Origin of the sequence: Amycolatopsis kentuckyensis (assembly GCF_041679295.1) — a bacterium.
GTDB lineage: Bacteria > Actinomycetota > Actinomycetes > Mycobacteriales > Pseudonocardiaceae > Amycolatopsis > Amycolatopsis kentuckyensis_A.
Genome location: NZ_JBGDMD010000006.1, coordinates 632,268 through 656,477, shown reverse-complemented (window position 1 = coordinate 656,477; position 24,210 = coordinate 632,268). Strand labels below are relative to the sequence as shown.

Annotated in this window: 26 protein-coding genes and 1 tRNA gene; 12 read left to right on the top strand and 15 right to left on the bottom strand. The window is 70.8% G+C overall.

Features of this window, described 5'->3' with window-relative positions:
* The first annotated feature begins 6 nt into the window (after nt 1-6).
* The gene (locus ACERZO_RS28320; RefSeq protein WP_372667792.1) at nt 7-231 is read left to right on the top strand and encodes an RNA-binding S4 domain-containing protein; all 225 of its coding nucleotides are present in this window, start codon (nt 7-9) and stop codon (nt 229-231) included.
* Here the strand turns inward: ACERZO_RS28320 and ACERZO_RS28315 are convergent.
* Nucleotides 228-1,169 (bottom strand): Ldh family oxidoreductase, encoded by a 942-nt coding sequence (locus ACERZO_RS28315; protein WP_372667791.1) that lies wholly within the window; start codon nt 1,167-1,169, stop codon nt 228-230. The genes ACERZO_RS28320 and ACERZO_RS28315 overlap by 4 nt on opposite strands.
* 102 nt (nt 1,170-1,271) lie before the next feature.
* Between ACERZO_RS28315 and ACERZO_RS28310 the strand changes: the two genes are divergently transcribed.
* The 3 genes from ACERZO_RS28310 (at nt 1,272) to ACERZO_RS28300 (ending at nt 2,754) form a co-directional block, all read left to right on the top strand.
* The gene (locus ACERZO_RS28310) at nt 1,272-1,553 is read left to right on the top strand and encodes a DUF2277 domain-containing protein (RefSeq protein ID WP_086675629.1); all 282 of its coding nucleotides are present in this window, start codon (nt 1,272-1,274) and stop codon (nt 1,551-1,553) included.
* Nucleotides 1,554-1,583: 30 nt separating this feature from the next.
* The gene (locus ACERZO_RS28305; RefSeq protein ID WP_372667790.1) at nt 1,584-2,426 is read left to right on the top strand and encodes a patatin-like phospholipase family protein; all 843 of its coding nucleotides are present in this window, start codon (nt 1,584-1,586) and stop codon (nt 2,424-2,426) included.
* Nucleotides 2,427-2,667: 241 nt separating this feature from the next.
* Nucleotides 2,668-2,754, top strand: a tRNA-Ser gene (locus tag ACERZO_RS28300).
* Nucleotides 2,755-2,790: 36 nt separating this feature from the next.
* On the opposite strand, the gene ACERZO_RS28295 is transcribed toward ACERZO_RS28300, so the two are convergent.
* Nucleotides 2,791-3,264 (bottom strand): MarR family winged helix-turn-helix transcriptional regulator, encoded by a 474-nt coding sequence (locus ACERZO_RS28295; RefSeq protein WP_372667789.1) that lies wholly within the window; start codon nt 3,262-3,264, stop codon nt 2,791-2,793.
* Nucleotides 3,265-3,773: 509 nt separating this feature from the next.
* Here ACERZO_RS28295 and ypfJ point away from each other — a divergent pair.
* Nucleotides 3,774-4,700, top strand: a complete 927-nt coding sequence (ypfJ, locus tag ACERZO_RS28290) for a KPN_02809 family neutral zinc metallopeptidase (RefSeq protein WP_372667788.1) — start codon at nt 3,774-3,776, stop codon at nt 4,698-4,700.
* A gap of 51 nt (nt 4,701-4,751) precedes the next feature.
* Here ypfJ and ACERZO_RS28285 read toward each other — a convergent pair whose 3' ends face one another.
* Nucleotides 4,752-6,290 carry a M28 family metallopeptidase gene (locus ACERZO_RS28285; RefSeq protein ID WP_372667787.1) on the bottom strand — a complete coding sequence of 513 codons (1,539 nt, stop codon included), beginning with the start codon at nt 6,288-6,290 and terminating at the stop codon, nt 4,752-4,754.
* An 82-nt stretch (nt 6,291-6,372) separates the two neighbouring features.
* On the opposite strand from ACERZO_RS28285, the gene ACERZO_RS28280 reads away from it, so the two are divergent.
* A complete protein-coding gene (locus ACERZO_RS28280) occupies nt 6,373-7,350 on the top strand; it encodes an NAD(P)H-quinone oxidoreductase (RefSeq protein WP_372667786.1) in 978 nt (325 codons plus the stop codon).
* Here ACERZO_RS28280 and ACERZO_RS28275 read toward each other — a convergent pair.
* The gene (locus ACERZO_RS28275; protein WP_372667785.1) at nt 7,347-8,546 is read right to left on the bottom strand and encodes a cysteine desulfurase-like protein; all 1,200 of its coding nucleotides are present in this window, start codon (nt 8,544-8,546) and stop codon (nt 7,347-7,349) included. The two genes, ACERZO_RS28280 and ACERZO_RS28275, sit on opposite strands and share 4 nt — an antisense overlap.
* A gap of 134 nt (nt 8,547-8,680) precedes the next feature.
* Between ACERZO_RS28275 and ACERZO_RS28270 the strand changes: the two genes are divergently transcribed.
* Nucleotides 8,681-9,247, top strand: coding sequence for a bacterial proteasome activator family protein (locus ACERZO_RS28270; RefSeq protein WP_372667784.1), 567 nt, complete (start codon nt 8,681-8,683; stop codon nt 9,245-9,247).
* Between the two features lie 979 nt (nt 9,248-10,226).
* Here the strand turns inward: ACERZO_RS28270 and ACERZO_RS28265 are convergent.
* The 3 genes from ACERZO_RS28265 to ACERZO_RS28255 are packed head-to-tail and all read right to left on the bottom strand — an operon-like array spanning nt 10,227 to nt 13,091.
* Complete coding sequence (locus tag ACERZO_RS28265) at nt 10,227-11,372, bottom strand: epoxide hydrolase family protein (protein WP_372667783.1); 1,146 nt, start codon at nt 11,370-11,372, stop codon at nt 10,227-10,229.
* 16 nt (nt 11,373-11,388) lie between these two features.
* Entirely contained in the window at nt 11,389-12,348 is a 960-nt protein-coding gene (locus ACERZO_RS28260) for a PseG/SpsG family protein (RefSeq protein ID WP_372667782.1), read from the bottom strand.
* A complete protein-coding gene (locus tag ACERZO_RS28255; RefSeq protein WP_372667781.1) occupies nt 12,345-13,091 on the bottom strand; it encodes a cytidylyltransferase domain-containing protein in 747 nt (248 codons plus the stop codon). The genes ACERZO_RS28260 and ACERZO_RS28255 overlap by 4 nt, the downstream gene beginning before the upstream one ends.
* A gap of 41 nt (nt 13,092-13,132) precedes the next feature.
* On the opposite strand from ACERZO_RS28255, the gene pseB reads away from it, so the two are divergent.
* Nucleotides 13,133-14,116 (top strand): UDP-N-acetylglucosamine 4,6-dehydratase (inverting), encoded by a 984-nt coding sequence (pseB, locus tag ACERZO_RS28250; protein ID WP_372667780.1) that lies wholly within the window; start codon nt 13,133-13,135, stop codon nt 14,114-14,116.
* Nucleotides 14,109-15,239 (top strand): UDP-4-amino-4,6-dideoxy-N-acetyl-beta-L-altrosamine transaminase, encoded by a 1,131-nt coding sequence (pseC, locus tag ACERZO_RS28245; RefSeq protein ID WP_372667779.1) that lies wholly within the window; start codon nt 14,109-14,111, stop codon nt 15,237-15,239. Before pseB ends, pseC begins: the two co-directional genes overlap by 8 nt.
* Here the strand turns inward: pseC and pseI are convergent.
* From pseI to ACERZO_RS28225, 4 genes are read right to left on the bottom strand one after another with little or no spacing between them, the layout of a single operon-like run.
* Entirely contained in the window at nt 15,236-16,285 is a 1,050-nt protein-coding gene (pseI, locus tag ACERZO_RS28240; protein WP_372667778.1) for a pseudaminic acid synthase, read from the bottom strand. The two genes, pseC and pseI, sit on opposite strands and share 4 nt — an antisense overlap.
* 26 nt (nt 16,286-16,311) lie before the next feature.
* Nucleotides 16,312-16,764 carry a GNAT family N-acetyltransferase gene (locus ACERZO_RS28235; protein WP_372667777.1) on the bottom strand — a complete coding sequence of 151 codons (453 nt, stop codon included), beginning with the start codon at nt 16,762-16,764 and terminating at the stop codon, nt 16,312-16,314.
* Nucleotides 16,765-16,766: 2 nt separating this feature from the next.
* Nucleotides 16,767-17,201 carry a hypothetical protein gene (locus ACERZO_RS28230; protein WP_372667776.1) on the bottom strand — a complete coding sequence of 145 codons (435 nt, stop codon included), beginning with the start codon at nt 17,199-17,201 and terminating at the stop codon, nt 16,767-16,769.
* 32 nt (nt 17,202-17,233) lie between these two features.
* On the bottom strand, nt 17,234-17,860 hold the full coding sequence (locus tag ACERZO_RS28225; protein WP_372667907.1) for a hypothetical protein: 627 nt from the start codon (nt 17,858-17,860) through the stop codon (nt 17,234-17,236).
* Between the two features lie 144 nt (nt 17,861-18,004).
* On the opposite strand from ACERZO_RS28225, the gene wzm reads away from it, so the two are divergent.
* The 3 genes from wzm to glfT1 are packed head-to-tail and all read left to right on the top strand — an operon-like array spanning nt 18,005 to nt 20,688.
* Nucleotides 18,005-18,958, top strand: a complete 954-nt coding sequence (gene wzm / locus ACERZO_RS28220; RefSeq protein ID WP_372667775.1) for a galactan export ABC transporter permease subunit Wzm/RfbD — start codon at nt 18,005-18,007, stop codon at nt 18,956-18,958.
* 6 nt (nt 18,959-18,964) lie between these two features.
* Entirely contained in the window at nt 18,965-19,780 is an 816-nt protein-coding gene (gene wzt / locus ACERZO_RS28215; RefSeq protein WP_364463389.1) for a galactan export ABC transporter ATP-binding subunit Wzt/RfbE, read from the top strand.
* Nucleotides 19,780-20,688 carry a galactofuranosyltransferase GlfT1 gene (gene glfT1, locus ACERZO_RS28210; RefSeq protein ID WP_372667906.1) on the top strand — a complete coding sequence of 303 codons (909 nt, stop codon included), beginning with the start codon at nt 19,780-19,782 and terminating at the stop codon, nt 20,686-20,688. Before wzt ends, glfT1 begins: the two co-directional genes overlap by 1 nt.
* Here glfT1 and ACERZO_RS28205 read toward each other — a convergent pair.
* Genes ACERZO_RS28205 through ACERZO_RS28190 form a run of 4 tightly spaced genes read right to left on the bottom strand, consistent with a single transcriptional unit; the run spans nt 20,682 to nt 24,209 of the window.
* Complete coding sequence (locus ACERZO_RS28205) at nt 20,682-21,650, bottom strand: hypothetical protein (protein ID WP_372667774.1); 969 nt, start codon at nt 21,648-21,650, stop codon at nt 20,682-20,684. The two genes, glfT1 and ACERZO_RS28205, sit on opposite strands and share 7 nt — an antisense overlap.
* Nucleotides 21,640-22,077 carry a hypothetical protein gene (locus tag ACERZO_RS28200; protein WP_372667773.1) on the bottom strand — a complete coding sequence of 146 codons (438 nt, stop codon included), beginning with the start codon at nt 22,075-22,077 and terminating at the stop codon, nt 21,640-21,642. Before ACERZO_RS28200 ends, ACERZO_RS28205 begins: the two co-directional genes overlap by 11 nt.
* On the bottom strand, nt 22,061-23,401 hold the full coding sequence (locus ACERZO_RS28195; protein ID WP_372667772.1) for a hypothetical protein: 1,341 nt from the start codon (nt 23,399-23,401) through the stop codon (nt 22,061-22,063). Before ACERZO_RS28195 ends, ACERZO_RS28200 begins: the two co-directional genes overlap by 17 nt.
* A gap of 1 nt (nt 23,402) precedes the next feature.
* Complete coding sequence (locus tag ACERZO_RS28190) at nt 23,403-24,209, bottom strand: WXG100 family type VII secretion target (RefSeq protein ID WP_372667771.1); 807 nt, start codon at nt 24,207-24,209, stop codon at nt 23,403-23,405.
* Nucleotide 24,210: the final 1 nt, after the last annotated feature.

The window sequence follows — 24,210 nt, the reverse complement described above, 5'->3', positions numbered from 1 at the left end:
GCGCGTATGAACGATCCCGTCGACGTACCCATCACCGGCGAGCCCATCCGGCTCGGCCAGTTCCTCAAGCTGGCCGGTCTCGCCGAAGACGGCTCCCACGCGAAGGACCTGATCGACGCCGAAGAGGTCACGGTCAACGGCGAGGTGGAGACCCGCCGCGGCCGCCAGCTGACCGACGGCGACGTCGTGGCGGTGGGCGCGGACCGCGGCAAGGTCGTCCTGGTCTCCTAGCCGACGCTGGTCAGCGGCGGCAGGCCGATCGACGCGGCCAGCGCATCCAGCTCGCGGCGCACCGGGCCGGGCAGCGGCACCCCCAGCGCCCGGCACTGCTCCAGGTGCTGGGCCTCGCGCCAGCCGGGGTAGCGGATCGGCGCGCCGCCCTCCCAGCCGAGCATGCTGCCGAAGAGGGCGCTGGCCGCGCGGTAGAAGCCGTCGGCGCTGCGCAGCGTCGTCGGCGCGATCGCCAGCACCAGCAGGCCGGTGTCGTGCTCGTGGTCGGCGACGCCGGAGAGCACGCCGGCGAGGACCTCGACCAGCAGCGTCAGCCCGGCGGCTTCCGCGCCCGGCTTGTCCATGTCGAAGACGAACTCGGGGTACGCGCCCCCGGGCGCGGCCATGCCCAGCGGGTTCACCGGCTGGCCCGGTTCCCCGCCCGCGGCGAGCACCAGGCCGATCATGGCGTGCGGCAGCGCGCGGGCGGCGTGGTGCCCGGCCCGGCCGAACGGCCCGACCCCGCGCAGCGAAATCAGCCCGACGCCGAACCGGCCGGCGCGCGTCACCGCCCGGTCCATCGCGTCGCCGACGGCCCAGAGCCCGGGCGCGCGGCGGTAGTCGATCAGCGCGGCGGCCCCGCGGTCGGCGATCATCAGCGGCTGGGCGTGCGGCACGACCAGCCCGGATTCCAGCAGGGGCAGGTGGACGCGGGTCAGGTCGGCGACGCCGGTGTCGGGCGAGCCGGTCAGGTCGCCGTGGCAGAGCGCTTCCGCGGCGATGCGGGCGCGCGCTTCGGGGAAGCCGTGCGCGGCGAAGACGTGTGCCACGAGGGTGACCAGCTCATCGGCCCGCACCCTCGGCCAAGCCTGTTCGGGGATCGGGGTTTCCGGCGCCTCTTCTTCGAGGATGCGGGGTTCGGGGCGGGCGGAGCGGAAGGGACGCGGTCTGAGGGGCACTTCCCCGACATTGCCCAAGCGCGGGTTCGGGCGTCAACGAGGTTCGCCCGGCCCTACCCGACCGTGTGATCGGGACCTCCGAAGCGACGTACCCTGGGCGGCATGTGCCGAAACATCACCACCCTCCGGGGGCTCCAGCCGGCCGCGACGGGCGAGGAGATCGAGGCCGCGGCCCGTCAGTACGTCCGCAAGGTGACCGGCGTGCAGTCGCTGTCGGACGCCACGCGCGAGCCGTTCGAGGCGGCGGTCGCCGAGATCACGCGGATCACCGCGGAACTGCTGGAGCAGCTGCCCGAACGCCGTCAGCCGCCGGCGACCGTGCCGCCGCTGCGCCGTCCCGAGGTCCGGGCGCGGATCGCGGCCCAGGCGCTCAAGCGGCCGTAGATTGTCGGACCCCGTCGCTAGGCTGGACGCATGGGCGGACAGGGTTTGGTGCTGGGCGGCGGCGGAGTCGCCGGCGTCGCGTGGATGACGGGGTTGCTGACCGGGCTGGCCGAGCACGGCCAGGACCTGACGGGCGCGGACCTGCTGGTCGGGACGTCGGCGGGCTCGGTGGTCGCGGCGCAGGTGACGAGCGGGGTGGCGCTGGCGGAGCTGTACGCGCGCCAAGCGGACCCGGCGCGGCAGACCCGGGAGATCCCGGTGGAGGTCGACTTCGAAAAGTTCGCGGCGGAGTTCGGCGGCGCGGTCACCGGCGCGGCGACCCCGGCCGAGGTCCGGCGCGCGGTGAGCCGGCTCGCGCTGACGGCGGAGACGGTGCCCGAAGCCGACCGCCGGGCGGTGGTCGCGGAACGGCTGCCGGTGCACGAATGGCCGGAGCAGCGAGTGGTGATCGTGGCGGTGGACGCCTCGACCGGTGAGCCCCACCGGTTCGACCGCGCGTCGGGGGTACCGCTGGTCGACGCGGTGGCGGCGAGCTGCGCGGTCCCGGGCATCTGGCCGGCGGTGACGATCGAGGGCAAGCGGTACGTGGACGGCGGCGTCCGCTCGGCCGACAACGCCGACTACGCGACGGGCTGCACCCGCGTCACGGTGGTGTCCCCGCTGGGAGCGGCGGATTCGCCGTTTCCGATGGAGAAGCCGTTGCCGGAGGTGCTGGAGGATCTGCGCGCGGCGGGCGCGGAGGTGGCGCTGGTCGTCCCGGACGAAGCCTCGGTGGCAGCGATCGGCGCGAACCCCCTCGACCCGGCGACCCGGACCCCGGCGGCGGAAGCGGGGAGGGCGCAAGGGGCGGCGTTGAGGCTCAGCTGGAGTTAGGCCTGCGGGGCTGGGGTTTGCGGCGTGCCCGCGGTGCGCGCTGGGCCGGCGGTCCGCGGTAAGCCAGCGGTCCGCGGTGGGCCGCTCCGGCCGGTCGGCTCCGAGCCGGGCGGCCACCGGAAGTCCCCACCGGAACCCGTGCCCGGGCAACCACATCCACGCTCGGCAAGCCCGTCGCGTCCCGCGTCGGGAGGCCGCCCGGGCAGCTCGGCGAACTTCGTCGGCTACCCTCGTGGGGCGAGGTAGCGTGTCCGAGCGGCCGAAGGAACATGTCTTGAAAACATGCGAGGGGGCAACCTCTCCGTGGGTTCGAATCCCACCGCTACCGCTCCGGACCCCGGGCGCGGAGTAGCCGCGCCCGGGTTCAGCCGTCCACGTCGGACAAGTGGCCCAGCACCCGGTCGAACGCCGCGGCGATCGTCGCCTGCTCCTCGGGGCTCAGCAGGTCGATCAGGTGCTCGCGCACCCCTTCCACGTGCGTTGGCGCCGCCTTCTCCAGCAGGGCCTTGCCGTCTTCCGTCAGTTCCGTGATGACGCCGCGCTTGTCCTCGGGGTCACGCACGCGCCGGACCACGCCCGCGTCCTCGAGGCGGCCGACCTGGTGGGACAGCCGGCTCTTCGTCGACCCCATCAGCACCGCCAGTTCCGACATCCGCATCCGGTGGCGGTCCTGCATCTCCAGGCAGACGAGCACCTCGTAGTCGGTCAGCGACACGTCGTGCCGTTCGGCCAGTTCGCGGTGCAGCCGCTGCCGCAACCGCAGCGTCGCCACGATGTAGGAGCGCCACGCCGCCATCTCGGCTTCGTTCAACCAACGCACAGGCCGCTCCTCGCTCATAAGGCAGCCTAGAACGCTGATCAAGGGACCGCGCGGTCCGAGTCCGAACTGCGCGCGGCTGAAAACGCGGCCGCAACATCGCCCGAAGGTGGGGTTACGAAAAGGTTGAGACTCGGCCGGAAAAGGCGCATTCTGCTTGTCGGCGGATGGTCGGCCAGGGTAGGGCGCGGCGACGGTGACGTGCCGGCCCGGCTCCCCGCCGGGAGAGGTCAGGTGGTTGCGTGGCGGGTGATCCTCGCGGTTGACCGCCGGCTGCGCCCCGCGACCGGAACGGCTCAAGAACGGGCCGGGCGCGATTGAGGACAGCCACACACGCGCGGGCTTCCATGCGTTCACGCATACGGCGTCGATCTGGCCTGTATCGGGTCACGACCTCGGCAGTCGTGACGACAGCGCCTGAACGCCGGCCCGGTCGCGGCCAACCGCTCGACCAAAGACAAACCTCGGTACAAGAGCCTGGGTCCGGCCGCCAGCGCGACGGCCAGGCCCAGGCTCGTTAATATCTGCGGGTGAGATTCGACGACGACGCCGGCCTGGACGCCTCCGAAGTCCAGGACCTGCGCGGAAGCGGTGGAGGCGGCGGCGGGATCGGCGGCCGCGTTGCGCTCGGCGGCGGTGGGTTGGGTGTCGTCGGGGTGATCATCTACTTCGTGCTCTCCCAGCTCGGCGGGGTGAGCACCGGCGGCAGCGGCCTGAGCGGCGGGCTCGGCGGCGTCGGCGCCGGCCAGCAGGTCGACAACTCGAAGCTCTCCAGCGAGTGCCGGACCGGCGCGGACGCCAACAAGAACCACGACTGCGCGATCGTCGCGATCGTCAACTCCGTCCAGGACTACTGGACGCAGCAGTTCTCCCGCTCCGGCTCGACCTACCGGAAGGCGCCGACGAACTTCTTCAACGGCGGCGTGCGCACCGGCTGCGGCAGCGCGACTTCCGACACCGGCCCGTTCTACTGCCCGGCCGACTCCGAGGTCTACATCGACCTCTCCTTCTTCGACGAGCTGAAGACCCGCTTCGGCGCGCAAGGCGGCCTCTTCACCGAGGCGTACGTCCTCGCCCACGAGTACGGCCACCACGTGCAGAACCTGCTCGGCACCTCGAAGAAGGGCACCGGCACCGGCCCGACGTCCGGTTCGGTGCGCCTCGAACTGCAGGCCGACTGCTACGCCGGCGTCTGGGCCAACCACGCCTCGACGACGCCGACCGAGAGCGGCAAGCCGCTGATCACCGACGTCACGCAGGACGACATCAACTCCGCGCTGGACACCGCGTCCCGGATCGGCGACGACTACATCCAGCAGAACCTCGGCGGCGGCCAGGTCGACCGCTCGAAGTTCACCCACGGTACGTCCGCGCAGCGCAAGAAGTGGTTCACCACCGGCTTCCAGACCGGTGACCCGGCCCGCTGCGACACCTTCGGCACGAACAACCTGGGCTAAGACACGACGAAGGGGCCGTCCCGAACCCGGGCCGGCCCCTTCGGTCTGTCCTCAGGAAGCGAGCGCGTGCGGGTCACCCGCGGCGTGCGCCGTGAGGGACCGCTGGGTCGACCGCTTCTGCGCCGTCAGCGACTTCGACTTGGCCTTGCCGGGCTGGACGCCGTTGATGCTCTCGGTGCTCGTCGCGTAGACGCCGAGGGCCCAGGCGACGCCGTCCGCGTTGCGGTCCAGCGCGACCCGGTCGATGTTGCCCAGGTTGTCGCAGGCCTGGTGGTAGCACGGGTCGAACGCGATGCCGGCCGTGCCGCCCCACTTCGCCGCCTGCGCCGGGGTCTTCAGCACCTCGGCGCCGGTGTCCAGGCCGCCGGCCGGGATGCCGACGGCGATGAACTCGCCGTAGTCCGAGCGGCCGGTGAAGTCGGTGCCCTCGACGGACACGCCCCGCGCGGCCTGCATGAAGTCGACGAAGGTCTTCTCGATCTGCGCCGAGCCGTACGGGCCGGCGCCCGCGCCGACGCCGTCGGAGTTGTCGCCGTCGTAGGCGAAGTAGCCGGCGTTCGGCGAGCCGATCATGTCGAAGTTCAGGTACAGCGCGATGTCGAGCTGCTGCTCGAAGGTCAGCTGGTCGACGTAGTAGGTCGAGCCGATCAGGCCGAACTCCTCCGCGCTCCAGAAGCCGAAGCGGACGCCGTTGTTGACCTTCGGGCTGCTCCCCAGCTGCAGCGCGGTCTCGAGCAGGGCCGCCGAGCCGCTGCCGTTGTCGTTGATGCCCGGGCCGGCCGGGACGCTGTCGAGGTGCGACCCCAGCATCACGACGTTGTCCTTGCGGCCGGTCTTGGTCTCGGCGATGACGTTGTAGCTGGTCCGCGCCTCCTGGAAGGCGCGCAGCTCCAGGGTCACGTTCTGCCCGCCGAGCGTGGCCAGCTGCGCCCCCGCGGCCGCCGTCACGCCGCCGGTCGGGATCTTCGCGTTCTCCGGGCCGCCGAGCGTCCCGTTCAGCGCGCCGTCGGTGTTGTTGTAGACGATGGCGCCGATCGCGCCCGCCGCCGCGGCGGTCTGCTGCTTCTGCGCGAACGAGCAGCCACCGCGCTTGATCAGCGCGATCTTGCCCGCGACGTCCGCGGTGTAGTCGGTGGCCTCGCAGCCGCTGGTGTCGTCCACGGCGACCACGGCGAGCGGCGCGGTGATGCCGCCGACGGGCGTCGAGACGGTGTACTCCATCGCGATGACCGGGACGTTCTGGCCGCCCGCGGTCAGCTTCTCGGCCAGGGTTTCCGAGTAGGTGAACGGGAACTCCTGGCGGGTCACCTGGAAGCCGGCCGCCTCGAGCTTGGTGGCGATGTACTCGGCGGACTTCTTGTGGCCTTCGGTGCTCGCCGCCCGGGTGCCGCCGTTGGTGTCGGCGATCCGCTGGAGGGCGATCAGGTGCCGGTTGACGCCGTTGACGTCGACCTTCTTGACGAGCTGCTTCGCCAGGGCGGGACCTTCGGGGACCGTCGTCGCGGCGGCGGCCGGGGTCAGGCCGAGCACCAGCGTCGCACCGGCGGCGATGGCCACCGGAGGGAGGAATCTCTTTCGGAAGAGTGACATGGTTGCTCACCTTTGTTCCGAATGAGAAGTACGTCAATGCGTCATTCGGCGGGAACTTCGACCCCCGGGATACAGTCGACACATGTACGCGATCACCATCCGTGAACCAGGTGACCCGGAAGTTCTCGAGTGGGCGGAGGTCGCGGATCCGCGTCCCGGCCCCGGCGAAGTGCTGGTCGACGTCGCGGCGAGCGCGGTGAACCGGGCGGACCTGCTGCAGCGCCAAGGCCACTACCCGCCGCCGCCGGGCGCGAGCGAAACCCTGGGCCTCGAATGCTCCGGGACGATCGCGGAACTCGGCGAAGGTGTCGAGGGCTGGAACGTCGGCGACGAGGTCTGCGCGCTGCTCGCGGGCGGCGGCTACGCGGAGAAGGCCGTCATCCCGGCCGGGCAGCTGCTGCCGGTGCCGGGCGAGGTCGACCTGATCGCCGCGGCCGGGCTGCCCGAGGTGGCGTGCACGGTGTGGGCGAACGTCGTGATGCACGCCAAGCTCGCCGAGGGCGAGGTGCTGCTGGTCCACGGCGGCGCCGGCGGGATCGGCACGCACGCCATCCAGGTCGGCAAGGCGCTGGGCGCGACCGTCGCGGTCACCGCGGGTTCGGCCGACCGCCTCGAGAGCTGCCGCCAGCTCGGCGCCGACATCACGATCAATTACAAGGAGCAGGACTTCGTCGAGGTCCTCAAGCAGGAGACGGGTGGCGCGAACGTCATCCTCGACAACATGGGCGCGTCCTACCTCGGCCGCAACGTCGACGCGCTGCAGCAGGACGGCCGCCTGGTGATCATCGGCATGCAGGGCGGGGTGAAGGGCGAGCTGAACGTCGGCGCGCTGCTCGGCAAGCGGGCGTCGGTGTTCGCGGCGGGCCTGCGCTTCCGGCCGCTGGACCAGAAGGCGGCGATCGTCGCCGACGTCCGGGAACGCCTGTGGCCGCTGGTGTCCGACGGTCTGGTGAAGCCGATCGTCGGCCAGGTCGTGCCGATGGCCGAAGCCGCGACCGCGCACCGGATCCTGGAAGAGGGCTCGGTGTTCGGGAAGGTCCTGCTGGCGGCGAAGTCTTAGCGGAGTTCTTCGAGCACGCGCACGAGCTGGTTGATCTCGAAGACGTTGGAGTAGTGGGCGAGCCCGATCCGCACGGCGCCGCCCACTTCTCCGACGCCGAGTGACGCGAAGACACCTGCCGTGCCGTCATCGGCGAAGGCGCACAACCCTTGCGAAGCCAGATATTCGGCGACTTCGGGCGCCTTCTTCCCGGCGACGGCGAAGGCGAGCGCGGGGATGCGGCGCATGGCGTTGCCGATGACCATGATGTGCCGCAGCGACAGCAGTTCCGTCGACAGCTGCGCGAGCAGGCCGGCGTGGTACGACTTCGCCGAGCCGAGCGAGGTGACCAGCCGCTCGCGGCGCGACCCGCTGGCGGCGTCGTCGAGCCCGGCGAGGTAGTCGATCGACGCGATCAGGCCGGCCAGCAGCGGGTAGGCGTGCGGGCCGAGTTCGAGCCGGGCGGCGCCGCGCGCCATCGGGTCGAGCGAGACCGACGGGATCCGCTCGATCAGCTCGGGGTCGCGGAAGACGAGCGCGCCCACCGACGGGCCGCCCCACGCCTGCGCGGAGACGACCATGACGTCCGCGCCGAGCGCGTTGATGTCCAGCGGCAGGAAGGGCGCGGCGTAGGTGGCGTCGACGACGACCAGCGCGCCGACGCGCTTGGCGAACTCGATGATGGTCGGCACGTCCGGCCGGGTGCCGACGGACCCGGACGCCAGCGTGACCGCGACGGCCTTGGTGCGCGCCGACACGAGCTGCTCGTACTGCCACGCGGGGAGTTCGCACGTTTCAATGTCGATCTCGCCCCAGCGCACGACGGCGCCGACGCGCTTCGCGGCCCGCTGCCACGGCGCGAGGTTCGCCTGTTCGTCGAGCCTCGACACGACGACTTCGTCGCCGATGGTCCAGCGCTCGGCGAGCGCGTCGCAGAGCCGGCGCAGCATCACCGGCGCGCTGGGCCCGAGCACGACGGCGGCCGGGTCGGCCCCGACCAGGTCGGCCACGGCCCGGCGGGCCGCGGTCACGATGCTTTCCGCGCGTTGTGAGGCCGGAAACGCTCCGCCCGGCCCGGACACCGGGGCGCGCATCGCCGTGGAAACGGCCGAAGCGACCTGTTCCGGGACCAGCATTCCGGCGGCGCCGTCGAAGTGAATCCAGCCGTCACCCAGCGCGGGAAAGAGCCCACGGATACGAGCGACGTCGAACGCCATGGGGACACCGTACGGACGTGCGGTTTCGCCGCGCGCCCGGGGTTGGGTGGAGAGCCACCGGGAACCCGTTCAGCCGCTACGCTCGGAGACGGACACCCCTTGGGTGTCGCGGAGCGTGGTGGACGCAAGCCAGGATGGAGCACATGACCGAGCCGAACTTCACAGCCGGTGACGCTGGCCAGGAATCTTCACCCCACGTGGTGGTCGTGGGCCCGGACGGCACCCCGGTGGGCGCGACCTCCCCGGACGGCGAGCACCCCGAGTCGGTCGGCGACCTCGTCGAAGAACCGGCGAAGGTGATGCGCATCGGCACGATGATCAAGCAGCTGCTGGAGGAGGTCCGCGCGGCCCCGCTGGACGACGCGTCCCGCACCCGGGTGCGCGAGATCCACCAGACGTCGGTGAAGGAGCTGGCGGCATCGTTGGCGCCGGAGCTCCAGGACGAGCTGGAGCGCCTGGTCCGCCCGTTCACGGACGACTCGACCCCCTCGGACGCGGAGCTGCGCATCGCCCAGGCGCAGCTGGTGGGGTGGCTGGAGGGGTTGTTCAGCGGAATCCAGACGGCACTGTTCGCCCAGCAGATGGCGGCCCGGGTCCAGCTGGAGCAGATGCGCCGGGGGTTGCCGGCGGGTCCTTCCGCGGCAGGGCATGGACACGATGGGCACGGGCCGGGGATTTCGGGGACGGGCCAGTACCTCTGATTTCTTGTGAAGGCCTCCTTGCCGGCTTTGGTTCGGCAAGGAGACCTTCACGACTTTGGGCTTGGTCTGCCTTGGCGAGCCGGGTGGCCGGAGTCGGTTGGGCCCAGGCTCGTGGCCGGCCAGCCCCTTGCTCAGCGGCGCATACGGGTGATTTCTGGACGGCGGCGGACGAGGTTGTCCACAAACCAGAGGGGATGTGGACAACCTCTGTGGATAACTCGCTTCGCGGCGGTTTTGTCCCCGAGCGTCGATAGACTGGACAAGGGCACGCCCCCCTGGGAGCGGCGGGGCTCCGGCAAAGTCGGGTGGGGCGATGCTCCGCCCGGCACCACCGCCCGCGGAACGCAGGGCCGAAGAGGCGCTTCGGCGGGATGCCGAGCTTCGGCGGTCATCAACGACTCGTTCATCGCATCCGGCGAGGTGAACGACTCATTCATGCCATCCGCCGACGGCCGCCTGAACGACTGCCCACCGCCTCGCCTCGCCACGAAGGCCGACGCCAAAGGCGAGAGGCCCCCGAGAACGGGCACCGACGAGAACCCAGACTCCCCCGCACCCCGATCCGAAGCCAGAACACGGCCGGCAGCGCCGGGTCAAGGCATCTTTCCCGCCTTGACGCGGTGTTGCCGACCGTAGTCACCATGACAGCTTCGGGGTGCCGGAAGGGCTTTGCCAGGACAGCTGGCCCCCGCCCCACCTCACGCGACCCGAATGCACGTCCCCAAGCCCCGCCCCACACGCCATGACCCATTCCAGTCACCTGACACCAGGGCTCCAGCAAAGTCGGCCGGGGCGATGCTCCGCCCAGCACCACCGCCCGCGGAACGCTGGGCTTCGGCGGTCATCAACAACTCGTTCATCGCATCCGCCGAGGTAAACGACCCGTTCAAGACGTCGCCGACCGCCGCACCGGCCACACCGATCCGACTTTGCCGGGCCCCCAGGGAAGGGCGGGGGCCGCCTTCCCGGCTGATGGCCCTCAGCTCAGCGAGCTGAAGAACTCCCGGATGTCGCCGATCAAGGCGTCCGGCTCCTCCAACGCCGCAAAGTGGCCACCCCTCGGGAACTCCGTCCAGCGCACGATCTTGTCCGTCCGCTCCGCCAACGTCCGGATCGGCAAACCGATGTCGTCCGGGAAAACCGCCACTCCCGTCGGGACCGTGTTCGACGCGGGCGGCGCTCCCCAGCCGCCCGTCAGCGCCGCGTATAGGCGGGCCGATGAGTTCGCCGTCTCCGTGAACCAGTAGATCGACACGTCCGCCAGCAGGTCGTCGCGGTCGATCAGGTCCACCGACGTGTTCGAGAACGAGCGGAACTTCTCCGCGATCCACGCCAGCTGGCCCGCCGGCGAATCGTGCAACCCGTACGCAAGCGTTTGCGGCTTGGTCGCCTGGATCATCGCGTAGCCCGTGCCCGACGCCGAGAACGCCTGCCCCTTCTCCAGCGACCGGCGGCCGGCGGCCAGTTCGGCGCCTGTCAAACCTTCCAAATCCGCCGACGAACGCGCCACCGCCGACGCCAGCATCGTCACGTGGATCCCCAGCAGCCGCGAGGGGAACTGGATCGCCAGCTCGCGCGAGATGATCGCGCCCCAGTCGCCGCCGTGGGCGCCGAAACGCTCGTAGCCCAGCAGCGTCATCAAACTGGCGAAGGCCCGCGCGATCCGGTCCGGGCCCCAGTCCGGGGTCGGGGTCGGGCCCGAGAAGCCGTAGCCCGGGATGGACGGCACGACCACCGTCAACGCGGAAGACGGGTCGCCGCCGTACGCGCGCGGGTCCGTCAGGGGCCCGATCACGTCCAGGAACTCGACGATCGAGCCCGGCCAGCCGTGGGTCAAGAGCACCGGCGTCGCGTCCGGCTCCGGCGAGACCACGTGCAGGAAGTGCACGGTCGTCCCGTCGATCGACGTCGTGAACTGCGGGAAGCCGTTGATCCGCTCCTCCTGCGCCCGCCAGTCGAAGCCCGTGCGCCAGTACTCGGCCAGCTCACGCACGTAGTCGACCGGCGCCCCGAGCCGCCAGCCGGCGTCCGCGGGCTGGTCGGGCCAGCGCGTCTTCGCCAGCCGCGCGCGGAGGTCGTCGAGGTCGGCCTGGGGAACATCGATGCGGAACGGCTTGATCGTCATACTCCGAGAGTAGGAGCTATCGCGGACAGATCCGGTCCTCGATGCGATCCAATACCCGGTCGACACCGCGACCATCCACTGTGGACGACGCCGTCGCCGACAGCCGCTCCCGGAGCGCCGCGTCGGACAACAGCGAACGCAGCACTTCCGTCACCGCGGGCAGCCGCTCCGCCAAGGACTCCACGGGGCCGAGTCCCGCCGCCAGGCCCAGCTCCAACGCCGCCCGGTAGCCCGGCTCCTGGTTGGCCACCAGCAGCACCGCGGCCGTCGGGACGCCGAGGCAGCACAGCTCCACGAACGTCACCCCGGCCGCGCTCACCGCGACGTCCGTCGTCGCGAACAGCTGCAGCAGCGCGGGGCTCGGCGCCGCGACCCGGACCGACTGGCCCGGCCGCAAAACGGGCAGCGCGGGTTCGCCGCGCACCAGCACGTCCGCCGTGAAGGACAGCTCCGTGTCGCGAAGCGCGTGAAGCAGCAACCCGACCGTCGGTGCCCACTGGTCGCCGCCGCCGAGGGCCACCGTGACGTGCGGCGGCGGGCCGGAAGGCGCCCGGCGCGTAGACCGCACGACGTCCCGAAGCGGCGCGTACGCAATCCCCCGCAGCAAGACGTCCGAGCCGTCGTCCGGCCGGGGCGAAGGCGCGAAACCCGAGTCCACCACGATGTCCGCGGGCCGCCGCCCGAACACGTCGTCCTCGATCGACACGAGCAGCGCGCCGAAAGCGTTGACCTCGGCGCGCAGGTCACCGAGGCCGTAGTGGTCGACGACCACCACGTCGAACCCGGAAGCGTCGAAAGCCGCGCGCGTGACGCCCAGTTCGTCGAAGCGCGAAGCGAGCCACCCGACGCCGTCGACGCTGCCCGAGAACGCGACGAACCAGCCCCGCGCCACCGCCCGCTCGGCGTAGGCCACCATCCGCGCGACGTGCCCCGCGCCGATCGACGCCGAAGCGTCCGCGCGCAGCAGCAACCTCACGAACCGACCTTCTTCTGCTCGACGTGCGCGTTCAGCGCCACCAGGTCCGGCCGCGACCGCAGCAGCCCGACGACCGCACGCCAATCGCCGACGCCGTCGCCCAGCTCAGCCACGAGAGCGGACAACAGCTCCCAGTCCTCCGCGGTGTCCAGCGTCACGCGCAGGTCATCGGCGGCCGGGCTCACCACGACGCCGCTGCACGAGTAGCGCGAAGGCTGCGAGTAGATCCCCGAAGTCACGTGCTCGCGATCCGCCCCCGTTGCCGAAGCAACCTGCTCAAGGAGCACCGCCGCCCGCACCAGCTCGGCGTCGAACCCGCGCGGCAGCGTCCGGACGAGCGTCGTGCTCACGTAGTCCAGCGACGGCTCGGCCCGCCACAGCGTCGCGAGCCGGCCGATCAGCGAAGGGTCCAGCAGCGGGCAGTCTGCGGTGAGCCTGATCACGGCGTCGGCGGGGTGCTCGCGCACCGCGACCGCGAACCGCTCGAGGACGTCGTCCAAAGGCCCCCGGACCACCGCAGCGCCGCAGCGGGCGGCTTCGGCAGCGACGTCGTCGTCCGAAGCGTCCGAAGAGGTCGCGACCACCACCTGGTCGACGCCGGGCGCGGCCGCCGCGGCCCGGACCACCCAGCCCAGCACGCTGCGGCCGCCGAGCGGGCGCAGCACCTTGCCGGGCAGCCGGGTCGACGACGACCTAGCTTGGATGACGGCGTTGACCACGGGCGCTCCACGCATGGGTGACATGATGGCCGACGGCCACAGTCACCGAAACGCGGAGGTCAACGATGTCCGAGCTGGATGGCTCCAGCATCCTGCTCACCGGCGGGACCGGTTCCTTCGGCAAGGCGTTCATCGCGCACGCGCTCGCCGAGCTGAACCCGAGCCGGCTGGTCGTGCTCTCCCGCGACGAGCTGAAGCAGTACGAAGCCCGGCAGCTGTTCAACGACGACCCGCGCCTGCGCTGGTTCATCGGCGACATCCGCGACCGGCGCCGGCTCGAGCGCGCCATGCACGGCGTCGACTACGTCGTGCACGCCGCCGCGCTCAAGCAGGTCGACACCGGCGAGTACAACCCGTTCGAATTCGTCCAGACCAACGTCGTGGGCTCGCAGAACGTGATCGAGGCCGCGATCGACACCGGCGTCAAGAAGGTCGTCGCGCTGTCGACGGACAAGGCGTCCAGCCCGATCAACCTCTACGGCGCCACCAAGCTGTGCGCCGACCGGATGTTCATCAGCGGCAACCACTACGCGGCCGCGCACGTGACGCGCTTCTCCGTGGTCCGCTACGGCAACGTGATGGGCTCGCGCGGCAGCGTCATCCCGTTCTTCCGCAAGCTGGCCGAGCAGGGCGAGTCGCTGCCGATCACGCACAAGGACATGACCCGGTTCTGGATCACGCTCCCCCAGGCCGTGCGGTTCGTCGTCGACTCGTTCGACCAGATGCACGGCGGCGAGCTGTACGTGCCGCGGATCCCGAGCATGCGGCTGGTCGACCTGGCCCAGGCGATCGCGCCGGGCAGCGATATGCACGAGGTCGGCATCCGCCCGGGCGAGAAGCTGCACGAGGAGATGATCGCCCCGGACGACGCGCGCCGGACGGTCCAGCTCAAGGACCGCTACGTCGTCCAGCCGCACCTCGCGGGCTGGGGCTTCCAGCCGCCGGCGGACGGCACGCCGATGCCGGAGGGCTTCGCGTACCGCTCGGACACCAACGACCTCTGGCTGAACGGCGAGGAGCTGCGCGAACTGGTCGAGCAGCATGCCTGACTTCCTCCCCTACGGCCGCCAGTCGATCAGCGAAGAGGACATCCAGGCCGTCGTCGACGTCCTGCGCGGTGACTGGCTGACCACCGGTCCCGCGGTCCAGCAGTTCGAGAACGACCTCGCGGCGCACACCGGCGGGACACCGGCCGTCGCCGTCACCTCGGGCACCGCGGCGCTGCACGTCGCCTACGCGGCGGCTGGCATCAAGGCCGGTGACGAGGTCGTCGCGTCGCCGATGACGTTCGTCGCGACCGCCGCGACCGCCGCTCTGCACGGCGCCAAGGTGGTCTTCGCGGACGTAGAACCCGACACCGGCAACCTGGACGTCGAGGCAGCGAAAGCGGCGATCACCGAGCGCACGAAGGTCGTCGCCGCCGTCGACTACGCCGGCCACCCGGCCGAGCTGGACGCCCTCGGCGAAGTCGCCCACAAAGCGGGAGCGCTGCTCCTGGAGGACGCCGCGCACTCCGTCGGGGGCTCCTGGCAGGGCCGCCCGGTGGGCTCGATCGCCGACCTGACGACGTTCTCGTTCTTCCCGACGAAGAACCTCACGACGGCCGAAGGCGGCGCCGTCGTCACGCTGGACGAGAACCTCCTGGACCGGGCCCGGAAGTTCCGCAACCACGGCCTGGTCCGCGACCGCGCCGAGCAGCGCTACCCGGACGAAGGCGGCTGGCACCAGGAAGTGCACGAGTTCGGCCTGAACTACCGCCTGCCGGACGTCCTCTGCGCACTCGGCAGCAGCCAGCTCACCCGGCTCGCCGAGTTCAAGAAGCGCCGCGCCGAGATCCACGCCCGCTACAACGCGGCGCTGGCCGACGTCGACGGCGTGGCGACGCCGCCGAGCCGCCCGGGCGCCGATCCCGTGTGGCACCTCTACCCGCTGCGGGTCCTCGAAGGCCGCCGCAAGGCGCTGTTCGAGCACCTGCGCGGCGCCGGCATCGGCGTCCAGGTCAACTACATCCCGGCCTACTGGCACCCGGTGTTCGAGGACCTCGGCTACCGGCGCGGCCTCTGCCCGAACGCCGAGGCGTACTACGAGCAGGAGCTGTCGCTGCCGCTGTTCCCCTCGCTGACGGACGCCGACGTCGACCGCGTCGTCGACGCCGTGCGTGCGTTCTTCTAGATCAGGTCCCAGGTCAGGGGCGTGCCCTTCGCGGCGTCGACGCGGAAGGTGCGCCCCACGACCTTGGTGATGTCGGCCGGGGCGAGCCCGCCGGCGGGCCGGATCGACCGGACGTTGGCGGCGGTGACCTCGTCACCGGCGCGGACGTCCTCGACGACGTAGAGGGACCGGCGCAGCCGGAGGCCCTCCTTCTCGCTCTCGCGCGGGCCCAGCACGGGCTGCCCGAGGGCCTCCCACGCCCGGTGCGTCTCGGTGACCAGGGCGGCCAGCTCGGCCGGCTCCAGCGAGAACTCCGAGTCGACGCCGCCATCAGCGCGAGCGAGCGTGACGTGCTTCTCGATCGCCACCGCGCCCAGCGCGACGGCCGCGACCGGCGCCCCGATGCCCGGCGTGTGGTCGGACAGGCCCACCAGCGTCTGCGTCAGACCCGCGAGCAGCGGCAGTCCCCGCAGATTGCTCTCCGACGGCGACGCCGGGTAGCTCGCGGTGCAGCCGAGCACGATCAGCTGCTCGTTGCCCGCTTCCCGGGCGGTGCGGACCGCGGCGTCGATTTCGGCGACGTTCGCCATGCCGGTGGAGATGACCAGCGGCTTCCCGGTGCGCGCACACAGCTCGACCAGCGGCAGGTCGACGATCTCCGACGACGCGATCTTGTAGGCCGGCGCGTCGAGGGACTCCAGCAGCTCGACCGCCGTCGGGTCGAAGGGGCTGGAGAAGATCTCCAGACCCCGAGCGCGAGCGCGTTCGAAGAGCGGCGCGTGCCACTCCCAAGGCGTGTGGGCCTTTTCGTACAGTTTGTACAGGTTTTCACCGCCCCACAGCTCGTGCGAAGCGCCGATCCGGAACGCCGGGGTGTCCACGTCGATGGTGATCGTGTCGGGGCGGTAGGTCTGCAGCTTGACCGCCTGAGCGCCGGTCTCCGCGATGGCGTCGATGATCGACCGCGCGCGGTCGAGGTCGCCGTTGTGGTTGCCGGACATCTCGGCGATGACGAACGGCGGGTGGCCCGGACCGATCTGGTGCGCGCCGAACCGGATGTCGTGCATGGTGCCTCCCCGGGGTGGACTGCGGGTCAGCTCAGAGTCTTGCGCAGCTGCCGGAAGCCGCTCACGGCAGGCGCGGCTTCGACGTACCCGGCGCGCTCGAAGAGCTTCGCCGAAGCGGTGTTGTCCAGGTGCACGGCGGCCAGCACGACCCGGACGCCGAGGCGCTCCCGGGCCGTACGCTCACCCTCGGCGAGCACCGCGCCGGACAAGCCACGGCCGCGGCACTCCGGGGCGAGGGTGATGCTGACCTCCCAGCCGTCGCCGTCGCGGCGGTCGAACCGGACCGTGCCGGCCGGCTCGTCCTCGTGTTCGACGACGAGCAGCAGCCGGTCCGGGTCCGCGAGCACCCCGCGCAGCCACGCGAGGTGCTCGGCCAGGGCGACCACCGCCGTCGACCGCGACGACTGCCGGGTCCGCGGGTCGTTGCGCCAGCCCAGCAGCAGCTCGGCGTCCGCTTCGGTGGCTTCCCGGGCGCGCAAGGCTACTGGCTGACGGGCTCTTCGACCCGGTCCTCGAGGCGGCGCAGCCGGTCCTCGTAGCGGGAGATGCCCGCCAGCCGGACGCGGATCTGCGCGTGCTGGCGCTGGATCTCCTCGATCAGCGTGCGGGCCTCGGCGATCTCCGCCGAATCGGCCTTCGGCACCAGCGACATCGACTCGCGCAGCGTCTCCAGCCGGCCTTCCTGGGCCGCCACGTGCGGGATCAGGCGGTCGAGCTCGGCCCGCGTCCAGCGCAGGTCGCCGCGGGCCTGCTCGAGGCTGTGCTCGGCGTTGTCCAGCCGGCGCCGGTGGTCGGCGGTGGCGTGCTCGAGGTTGTTGACGCGCTCGGCCAGGCCGCGCGTGCGGTCGTCGACCCGGAAGTCGATGAGCCGGGCGATCCGGTCGACGAGGCCTCTGCCGAGTTTCTGCACTGCCATGGGGGGTCCTTACGTGGGTGGGGACGCGCGTCTTAGCGCAGGAGGGTGGTGTCGCCGGTCTTGGTCCAGGAGTCCAGCAACCGCCCCTCGGCGGCGATCTGGTGCTCCGGCCCGACGATGCAGGAGTCGCCGGCGGCGTGCTCCCACGAGGTCTGGTCCGGGTTGTCGATGAACGAGAACCCGGTGAGCACGAGCTGCGCCGTCGGGAACGACGTGCGCGCGATCCAGGCGGCCAGCGTGCCGGTGGTCGACCACGTCGGCTCGTCGCGGGTCGGCAGGCCCAGCGCGTCCGACAGCGGCAGCACGACCTCGCGGTTCGACACCGGGACCGCGCCGAGGTCGGCGGGCCACCAGCCGGGCACGTCCTCCGGTTCCCAGTGCATCCGGCCGGGCTCGACCAGCAGGTAGAGGCGCTTGCGGTAGTCCTGGAACACGTACGGGGTCGCCCGGATCGCCCGGTTGAACACCACGACGTGCGTCCGCGAGCCGACGATCTCCTCGCCCGGTTTGTCCACGACGAAGCCGTTGACCCGGATCACCAGGTCGCACGCGTCGATCGCCTTCGCCCGCTGGGGGTCGGGCGGGAGCGGCTGGTTTCCGACGACGGCGACCGAACGGGGGTCGGGCCGGTCGGCGTACGCCGCGAGCAGGTTGACCATCAAGCTCGCCGCGCCGAGAGCAGCAGTCATAAGCCGAGAAAGTACCAGCACGCAGGACACACCCCGCCGCGTAGCGGTGCCTGACGTCTACCACACGGGCGGGGTGGCCCGGACGCCGCTCGTCCCATCGGTACCCTCGTCCACGTGCATGCCACCAGCACGGTTCAGGCCGCGAACTCCCCCGTTGCCGCGTCGGCGCCGCCGACGTCGGACAGCAAGACGTTCGCGCGCGCCTTCGCCGACATCAAGGCCGGTTTCTCCGCCCGCGAGCTGTGGGGTCACCTCGGCTGGCAGGACATCAAGCAGCGCTACCGCCGCTCGGTGATCGGGCCCTTCTGGATCACGATCAGCCAGGCCGTCATCGCGCTCGGGCTCGGGCTGCTGTACTCGCAGCTGTTCAACTCCCCGATCCAGGTGTTCCTGCCCTACCTGTCCACGGGCTTCATCCTGTGGGGCTTCATCAGCGGGTGCCTCGCCGAGGGCATGGAGACGTTCATCTCCAACGAGGGGCTGATCAAGCAGCTCCCGGCGCCGCTGAGCGTGTACATGCTGCGCACGGTGTGGCGGCAGTCGCTGCTGCTGGCGCACAACATGATCGTCTACGTGGCGATCCTGGCGATCTTCTTCACCGCGCTGGACAACCCGTACTCGCTGGGCGACCCGCACGGCATCTGCGCGAAGGACCTGTTCTGCCACCCCGGCCTCAGCTGGAACATCCTGCTGGCCATCCCCGGCTTCTTCCTGCTGGCGCTCAACGCCGGCTGGGTGACGCTGCTGCTGGGCATCATCTCGACCCGCTTCCGCGACATCCCGCAGGTCATCAACTCGCTGATCCAGCTGCTGTTCTACGGCACGCCGATCGTCTGGCCGGTCGACCAGCTGCTGTCCGGCGGGACCCGCGCGGGTATCTCGTGGGTGCTCCCGATCATCCAGCTGAACCCGCTCTACCACTTCATGCAGGTGGTCCGCGCACCGCTGATCGGGCAGTCGTTCACGCCCGGCAACTGGATCGTGGTCGGCTCCATCACCATCGTCGGCTGGGCGCTCGCGCTCGTCGCGATGCGCAACTACCGTGCCCGCGTCTCCTACTGGGTGTGACACAACATGGTCAGCATTGACGTCCAGAACGCCTTCGTCGACTTCCCGATCTTCGACGCGAAGACCCGGTCGATGAAGAAGCGGGTCCTCGGCAAGGTCGGCGGCAAGATCGGCACCGACACCAAGGTGCCGATCATCGAAGCCCTGCACGACGTGACCCTCAACCTCCGCGAAGGCGACCGGGTCGGGCTCGTCGGGCACAACGGCGCCGGCAAGTCCACGCTGCTGCGGCTGCTCGCCGGCATCTACGAGCCCACCCGCGGATCCGCGCGGATCCAGGGCAAGATCGCGCCGGTCTTCGACCTCGGCATCGGCATGGACCCGGAGATCTCCGGCGAGGAGAACATCATCATCCGCGGCCTCTTCCTCGGCATGACCGCCAAGGAGATGGAGAAGCGGGTCGACGACATCGCGGAGTTCACCGAGCTCGGCGACTACCTGCAGATGCCGCTGCGCACGTACTCGACGGGTATGCGCGTGCGGCTCGCGCTGGGGGTCGTCACCTCGATCGACCCGGAGATCCTGATCCTCGACGAGGGCATCGGCGCGGTCGACGCGGCGTTCCTCAACAAGGCGCGCGACCGACTCAAGGACCTGGTCAAGCGCTCGGGCATCCTGGTGTTCGCCAGCCACGCCGACGAGTTCCTGTTCGAGCTCTGCGACTCGGCGCTGTGGATGGACGAAGGCCACATCAAGCAGCAGGGCTCGCTGCGGGACGTCCTCACCGGCTACAAGGGCCGCGACCCGTTCCAGGACATGAGCAAGGAAACGCTGCAGCGCCTGGGCATCGAACCGGTGGCGACGACGAACGGCGGCGAATGATGGTCAGCGAGACCCGGCAGCTGCCCGACGGCGCGGTCGTCGGCGTGGTCGTCACGCGGCACCGGCGCGAGCTGCTCGCGGACTCGCTGAAGATCATCGCGGCCCAGACCCGGCCGGTCGACCACCTGGTGGTGGTCGACAACGGGCCTGACGACTCCGCCCGCGAAGTCGTCGAGAACTACCCGCTGCCGCACACGTACCTGCCGTCGCACCGCAACCTCGGCGGGGCGGGCGGGTTCGCGCTGGGCATGCTGCACGCGCTGTCGTTGGGCGCGGACTGGATCTGGCTGGCCGACGACGACGGCCGCCCGGCCGACGAGAACGTGCTGGCGATCCTGCTGGAAGAGGCGGAGAAGCGGGACCTGGCGGAGATTTCGCCGGTGGTGTCCAACATCGACGCCCCGGAGAAGCTGGCGTTCCCGCTGCGCCGCGGCCTGACGTGGAAGCGGTCGCAGTCCGAGCTGGGTGTGGACTTCCTGCCCGGCATCGCGTCCCTGATGAACGGCGCGCTCTTCCGCGCGTCCACTTTGGACGTCGTGGGCGTGCCGGACCTGCGCCTGTTCTTCCGCGGCGACGAGGTCGAGCTGCACCGCCGGCTCGTGCGCTCGGGACTGCCGTTCGGCACGTCGCTGAAGACGAAGTACCTGCACCCGGACGGCTCGGACGAGTTCAAGCCCATGCTGGGCGGCAAGTTCCACGCGCAGGACCCGGAGAACGAGGTCAAGCGGTACTACACCTACCGCAACCGCGGGTACCTGTTGTCGCAGCCCGGGATGCGCAAGATCGGCGCGCTGGAGATCGTCCGGTTCGGGCTGTACTTCGTGGGCGTGAAGCGCGACCCGAAGGCGTTCCTGCAGTGGCTGAAGCTGGTGCGCCAGGGCCGCGCGGAGAAGTTCTACCGCTACTGAAACTGCCCTTCGAGCGGCACCGGCACGGACTCCGTCCGGACGTCGGTGAGCTCGTTGGCGGGCACGGTCTTCCGCCAGACGCGGTAGTCCACTTCGGACAGTCCGAGGTCGCGCGCGATGAGGTAGTCCTCGTCGACGAGGAGCAGGTCGGCGGTGTCGCGCGTCCGGCCGAGGAGCTCGAAGGTGCCGCCGCGCCACCGGCACAGCGTCCGCACGAAGGTGAGCTCGTCGAGCTCGACCTGGTCGACGGCCTTCATCCGGAACCCGTAGGTCTCCCCGAAGTCCGTGGGCGCGGCGGCGCCGGGCAGCGGGTGCAGGACGACCCGCGCGGGCCCGGCGAACTCGGCGTCGAAGTCACCACCGCGGTACCGCGCGGTGTAGCCGCGCCGCACGAGCGGCGGCAGCGGCACGGGCGGCGGGAAGAAGGTGGCCTCGCCGAAAGCGTCCTTCTGGTCGGGGATCCAGCCGACCTTCCGGCTGTGGTACTGGCCGAGCCGCTCTTCGGAGTTGTCCGCGCGGCGCACGAGGAGTTCGGCGCCGGCGGGGATTTCGGTGAGCAGGAGCACGTATTCGGGCAGCGGGTGGTCGACACCGGGGAAGTACCCGGTCCCGAGGTACGGCGGCGGGTAGACGCGAGCTGTTCCCAGCTCCTGTGCGATTTCCCGGTCGGTCGAGCCGTAGGAGGTGCGGAAGGGGAACGTGTGGCCGGCGGTGAAGCGGAGCAGGTAGAGCTCGTCGAGCGGGCCCCAGCCGGGGATCTTGCCGAGGCCGTAGTTCCGGACCATGGCGGCGGTGTCGATTTCGGCGACGTCCTCGGCGCGGCCGGCGAACCCCTGGATCCGGTGGGGTTCGAAGCGGCCGGGGACGATGATGTTGCCCAGGTAGAGGCCGACCAGGCCGGGTTTGACCGGGAGCTGGACGACCGTGTTGCCGAGGAGACCGGCGGGAGCGTCAGGACTCACGGGTTTCACGCTCTTCCTGCTCTTTCCGCCACGGCCCGAGGTTGTCGGTGCGGACCTCGTGGATGTTGCTGACCATGTGCTTGGGCACCGTGGCCTCGTAGGTGAACCGGTCCATCTGCTGGAAGCTCACCTCGGGGTGCTCCTCCGGCTTGGCCCAGGTATCGGCGAGCCAGTACCCGTCGCCCTGGCCGACCACTCCGATGAAGTACGTGCCGTCTTCTTCGTGGTAGATCTCGAATTCGTGCGCGAGGAAAGTGCCGTAGGTGCGTACGGTGTACCACTCGTCGAGCTCCGCGATCGGCACCAGCCGCCAGGGCGTTCCGTCCCGGTAGAGCTGCACGTTGGCCGGCACCCGCCCGGCGGCGGAGTAGACCTCGCCCTCGAACACCGCGTAGTCGGCGGGGGAAATCCTACGGTGTTGCGGCACTGGAGCCTCCTCGGCCACGTACGTCGAACCAACCCCGGTCCGGGAGGAACACCCCGGCCAAGGATTCCGTCCCGTCCGCGTGGACGAGGTACATCTCGGCCCGGCCACGGTAGTCGGCTCGCGTCTGGATCCACTCCGGCACCCCACCGCCGGTGTACCCCGTGCCGAGGAACGGCGGGTCCCACGGACGCGGCGCCGACTGCCCGGACAGCACTTGCATCTCGTGCGCGGTCTTGGCGTCCGTGCCGCCGAAGCTGGTCTCCATCGAGCTCGTGTCGCCGGGGTACCTGAGCTGATAGGCGTGCGGCGCACCGTCTTCGATCGGTGTCCAGCCGGCGCCCTTGTCGTCCAGCGCCAGCCTGTCGCGGAACTCGCCAGGGGTTCCGTACTGGGCGGTGTCGCTCCCGCGCGCGACGGACCCGCCGACCTGCCCCGGATCGAAGTTCTTCGTGTCGCCGCTGCTCAGCTCCACGTAGCTGGTCCTGTTCTGCAGCGTCGCTTCGCCCATCTCGGGCTTGACCACCTTCGTCATGATCTCGCCCGGGTTGGCCTTCAGCTCGTTCCGAACCGCGACGATCTCCGCGCGTTGGGCCGGAGTCAGGTCGGCTGTCGGCTGGAGGGTCATCGCCAGGTGCTGGTCCGGGTCGTAGCCCAGCCTGCTCGCCGCGTCGCGGATCTGGTTGTCCGTCGATGTCGGGCGCGTTTGCATCGACTCGCGCGTGTACTGGCCTCGCAGCTCGTCGTCGCTCGCGTGGTGGCCCTGGTTGTTGTGCATTCCGCCGCCGCCGTCCGGCGGATGCGTTGGTGGCGGGTTCGAGCCAGGTGGCGGCGGGTTGCCGCCGCCGCCCGCTGTCTTCGTCGGGGGTGCGTCGACCGGTTTGCCCGCCGCCGCGATCGTGGCCGCGTTGTTCGCTTCCGTTGTCTGGTAGTGCTCGCGGACCGCCTTCGTGCGCGCTCCCGCGTCCTCGACCGCCTTGCCCGCCCGGGCGACGTGCTCCTTGGCCGCGCTCACCGTTCCGTTGAGCGTGCCCGTCATGCCCGCGCCGACCACGCCCATCGACTTCGCGCCGAAGTTCGCCCCTGCCACCGTCTGGCTGACCGCGTGGACCTTGTCCTTCGTGCGGCCGAGGTGGCCCTCCATCGTGCCCAGCGAGTCCGTGTGGACCCCGTACCCGCCGCCGTGACCGCTCGCCGGGGCGTGGGACTCGTGTGCCGGGCGCGGCTCGGTCGGGTGCGGGTTCGGCGTCTCGTGGTGCGTCGGCGACGTGTCCGTGTGGTGGGGCGTGCTCGTGTGGTGCGGCGTACTCGTGTGGTGAGTCGCCATGTCACGCCTCCGTCTCGTACGGCTTCGCGGCCTGGTACGCGCCCATCGTCAGGCCGCCGACCGTGGAGAACCGGTCCAGTCCCTTGGTCAGCTTCTCCATCGCCTCCATCAGCTTGGCCAGCCGGCCGCCCTGGCGCGCGAAGCCCTCCAGGAGCTTGCTGATCTTGCCGGCGATCTTCGACGCGGTCGCCGCGGCGCGGGCCGACGCGACCCCGCAGAACGCCGCGATCGAGCCGCCGAACGTCACCACCGCCGAGGCCGCCGCGATCAGCGCGTCGCGGATCAGCTCGGCGATCACCGACGAAATGAGCCCGAAGACGATGCCGCGCAACGTGCAGACGAGCATGCCGGAGATGCCCGCGACCGCGGCGGTCCCGTCGAGCGTCTTGCCGAGCGACTCCAGCTCCTCGGCCATCTTCGTGAGGCTGTCGCGGTAGGCGTCGGCGGCCTGGCCGGTCCACTCGGCGACGCTGCGGAGGTCGTCGCGGTGCTCCTGGGCGAGGGTGTGCATCTCGGCCGCGGCGGACTTGAGCTGGTCGACGTTCGCGTTGATCTCGTCGGGGTTGCCGAGCAGCGCGTCGAGCGGTTCGCGCAGGAAGCTGACGTGCTCGAGCAGCCAGCCGACGCCGGCGTTGAGGATGGCGCCGAGCGGGTCGATCGCGGCGCCGACGGTGTCGACGACCGCACCGGCCGCGCTGACGGCGACCCCGAGGACGTGTTCGCCTTCGGACTCGGAGTCCGACTTGATCGAGTCGACGAGCCCGGCGTAGGTGTCGAAAATGCCCGCACCCGAAGTCGCGGTGGTCATG

Bases quoted from the DNA above. Each gene is read 5' to 3' on its own strand.
- pseC (WP_372667779.1), top strand. From the start codon at position 14,109: ATGCCTGACTTCCTCCCCTACGGCCGCCAGTCGATCAGCGAAGAGGAC.
- pseB (WP_372667780.1), top strand. From the start codon at position 13,133: ATGTCCGAGCTGGATGGCTCCAGCATCCTGCTCACCGGCGGGACCGGT.
- ACERZO_RS28225 (WP_372667907.1), bottom strand. From the start codon at position 17,860: ATGGTCAACCTGCTCGCGGCGTACGCCGACCGGCCCGACCCCCGTTCG.
- ACERZO_RS28320 (WP_372667792.1), top strand. From the start codon at position 7: ATGAACGATCCCGTCGACGTACCCATCACCGGCGAGCCCATCCGGCTC.
- ACERZO_RS28285 (WP_372667787.1), bottom strand. From the start codon at position 6,290: ATGTCACTCTTCCGAAAGAGATTCCTCCCTCCGGTGGCCATCGCCGCC.
- wzt (WP_364463389.1), top strand. From the start codon at position 18,965: ATGGTCAGCATTGACGTCCAGAACGCCTTCGTCGACTTCCCGATCTTC.
- ACERZO_RS28195 (WP_372667772.1), bottom strand. From the start codon at position 23,401: ATGGCGACTCACCACACGAGTACGCCGCACCACACGAGCACGCCCCAC.
- glfT1 (WP_372667906.1), top strand. From the start codon at position 19,780: ATGGTCAGCGAGACCCGGCAGCTGCCCGACGGCGCGGTCGTCGGCGTG.
- ACERZO_RS28310 (WP_086675629.1), top strand. From the start codon at position 1,272: ATGTGCCGAAACATCACCACCCTCCGGGGGCTCCAGCCGGCCGCGACG.
- ACERZO_RS28280 (WP_372667786.1), top strand. From the start codon at position 6,373: ATGTACGCGATCACCATCCGTGAACCAGGTGACCCGGAAGTTCTCGAG.
- ACERZO_RS28190 (WP_372667771.1), bottom strand. From the start codon at position 24,209: ATGACCACCGCGACTTCGGGTGCGGGCATTTTCGACACCTACGCCGGG.
- ACERZO_RS28270 (WP_372667784.1), top strand. From the start codon at position 8,681: ATGGAGCACATGACCGAGCCGAACTTCACAGCCGGTGACGCTGGCCAG.
- ACERZO_RS28275 (WP_372667785.1), bottom strand. From the start codon at position 8,546: ATGGCGTTCGACGTCGCTCGTATCCGTGGGCTCTTTCCCGCGCTGGGT.
- ACERZO_RS28295 (WP_372667789.1), bottom strand. From the start codon at position 3,264: ATGAGCGAGGAGCGGCCTGTGCGTTGGTTGAACGAAGCCGAGATGGCG.
- ACERZO_RS28265 (WP_372667783.1), bottom strand. From the start codon at position 11,372: ATGACGATCAAGCCGTTCCGCATCGATGTTCCCCAGGCCGACCTCGAC.
- ACERZO_RS28305 (WP_372667790.1), top strand. From the start codon at position 1,584: ATGGGCGGACAGGGTTTGGTGCTGGGCGGCGGCGGAGTCGCCGGCGTC.
- ACERZO_RS28230 (WP_372667776.1), bottom strand. From the start codon at position 17,201: ATGGCAGTGCAGAAACTCGGCAGAGGCCTCGTCGACCGGATCGCCCGG.
- pseI (WP_372667778.1), bottom strand. From the start codon at position 16,285: ATGCACGACATCCGGTTCGGCGCGCACCAGATCGGTCCGGGCCACCCG.
- ACERZO_RS28255 (WP_372667781.1), bottom strand. From the start codon at position 13,091: ATGTCACCCATGCGTGGAGCGCCCGTGGTCAACGCCGTCATCCAAGCT.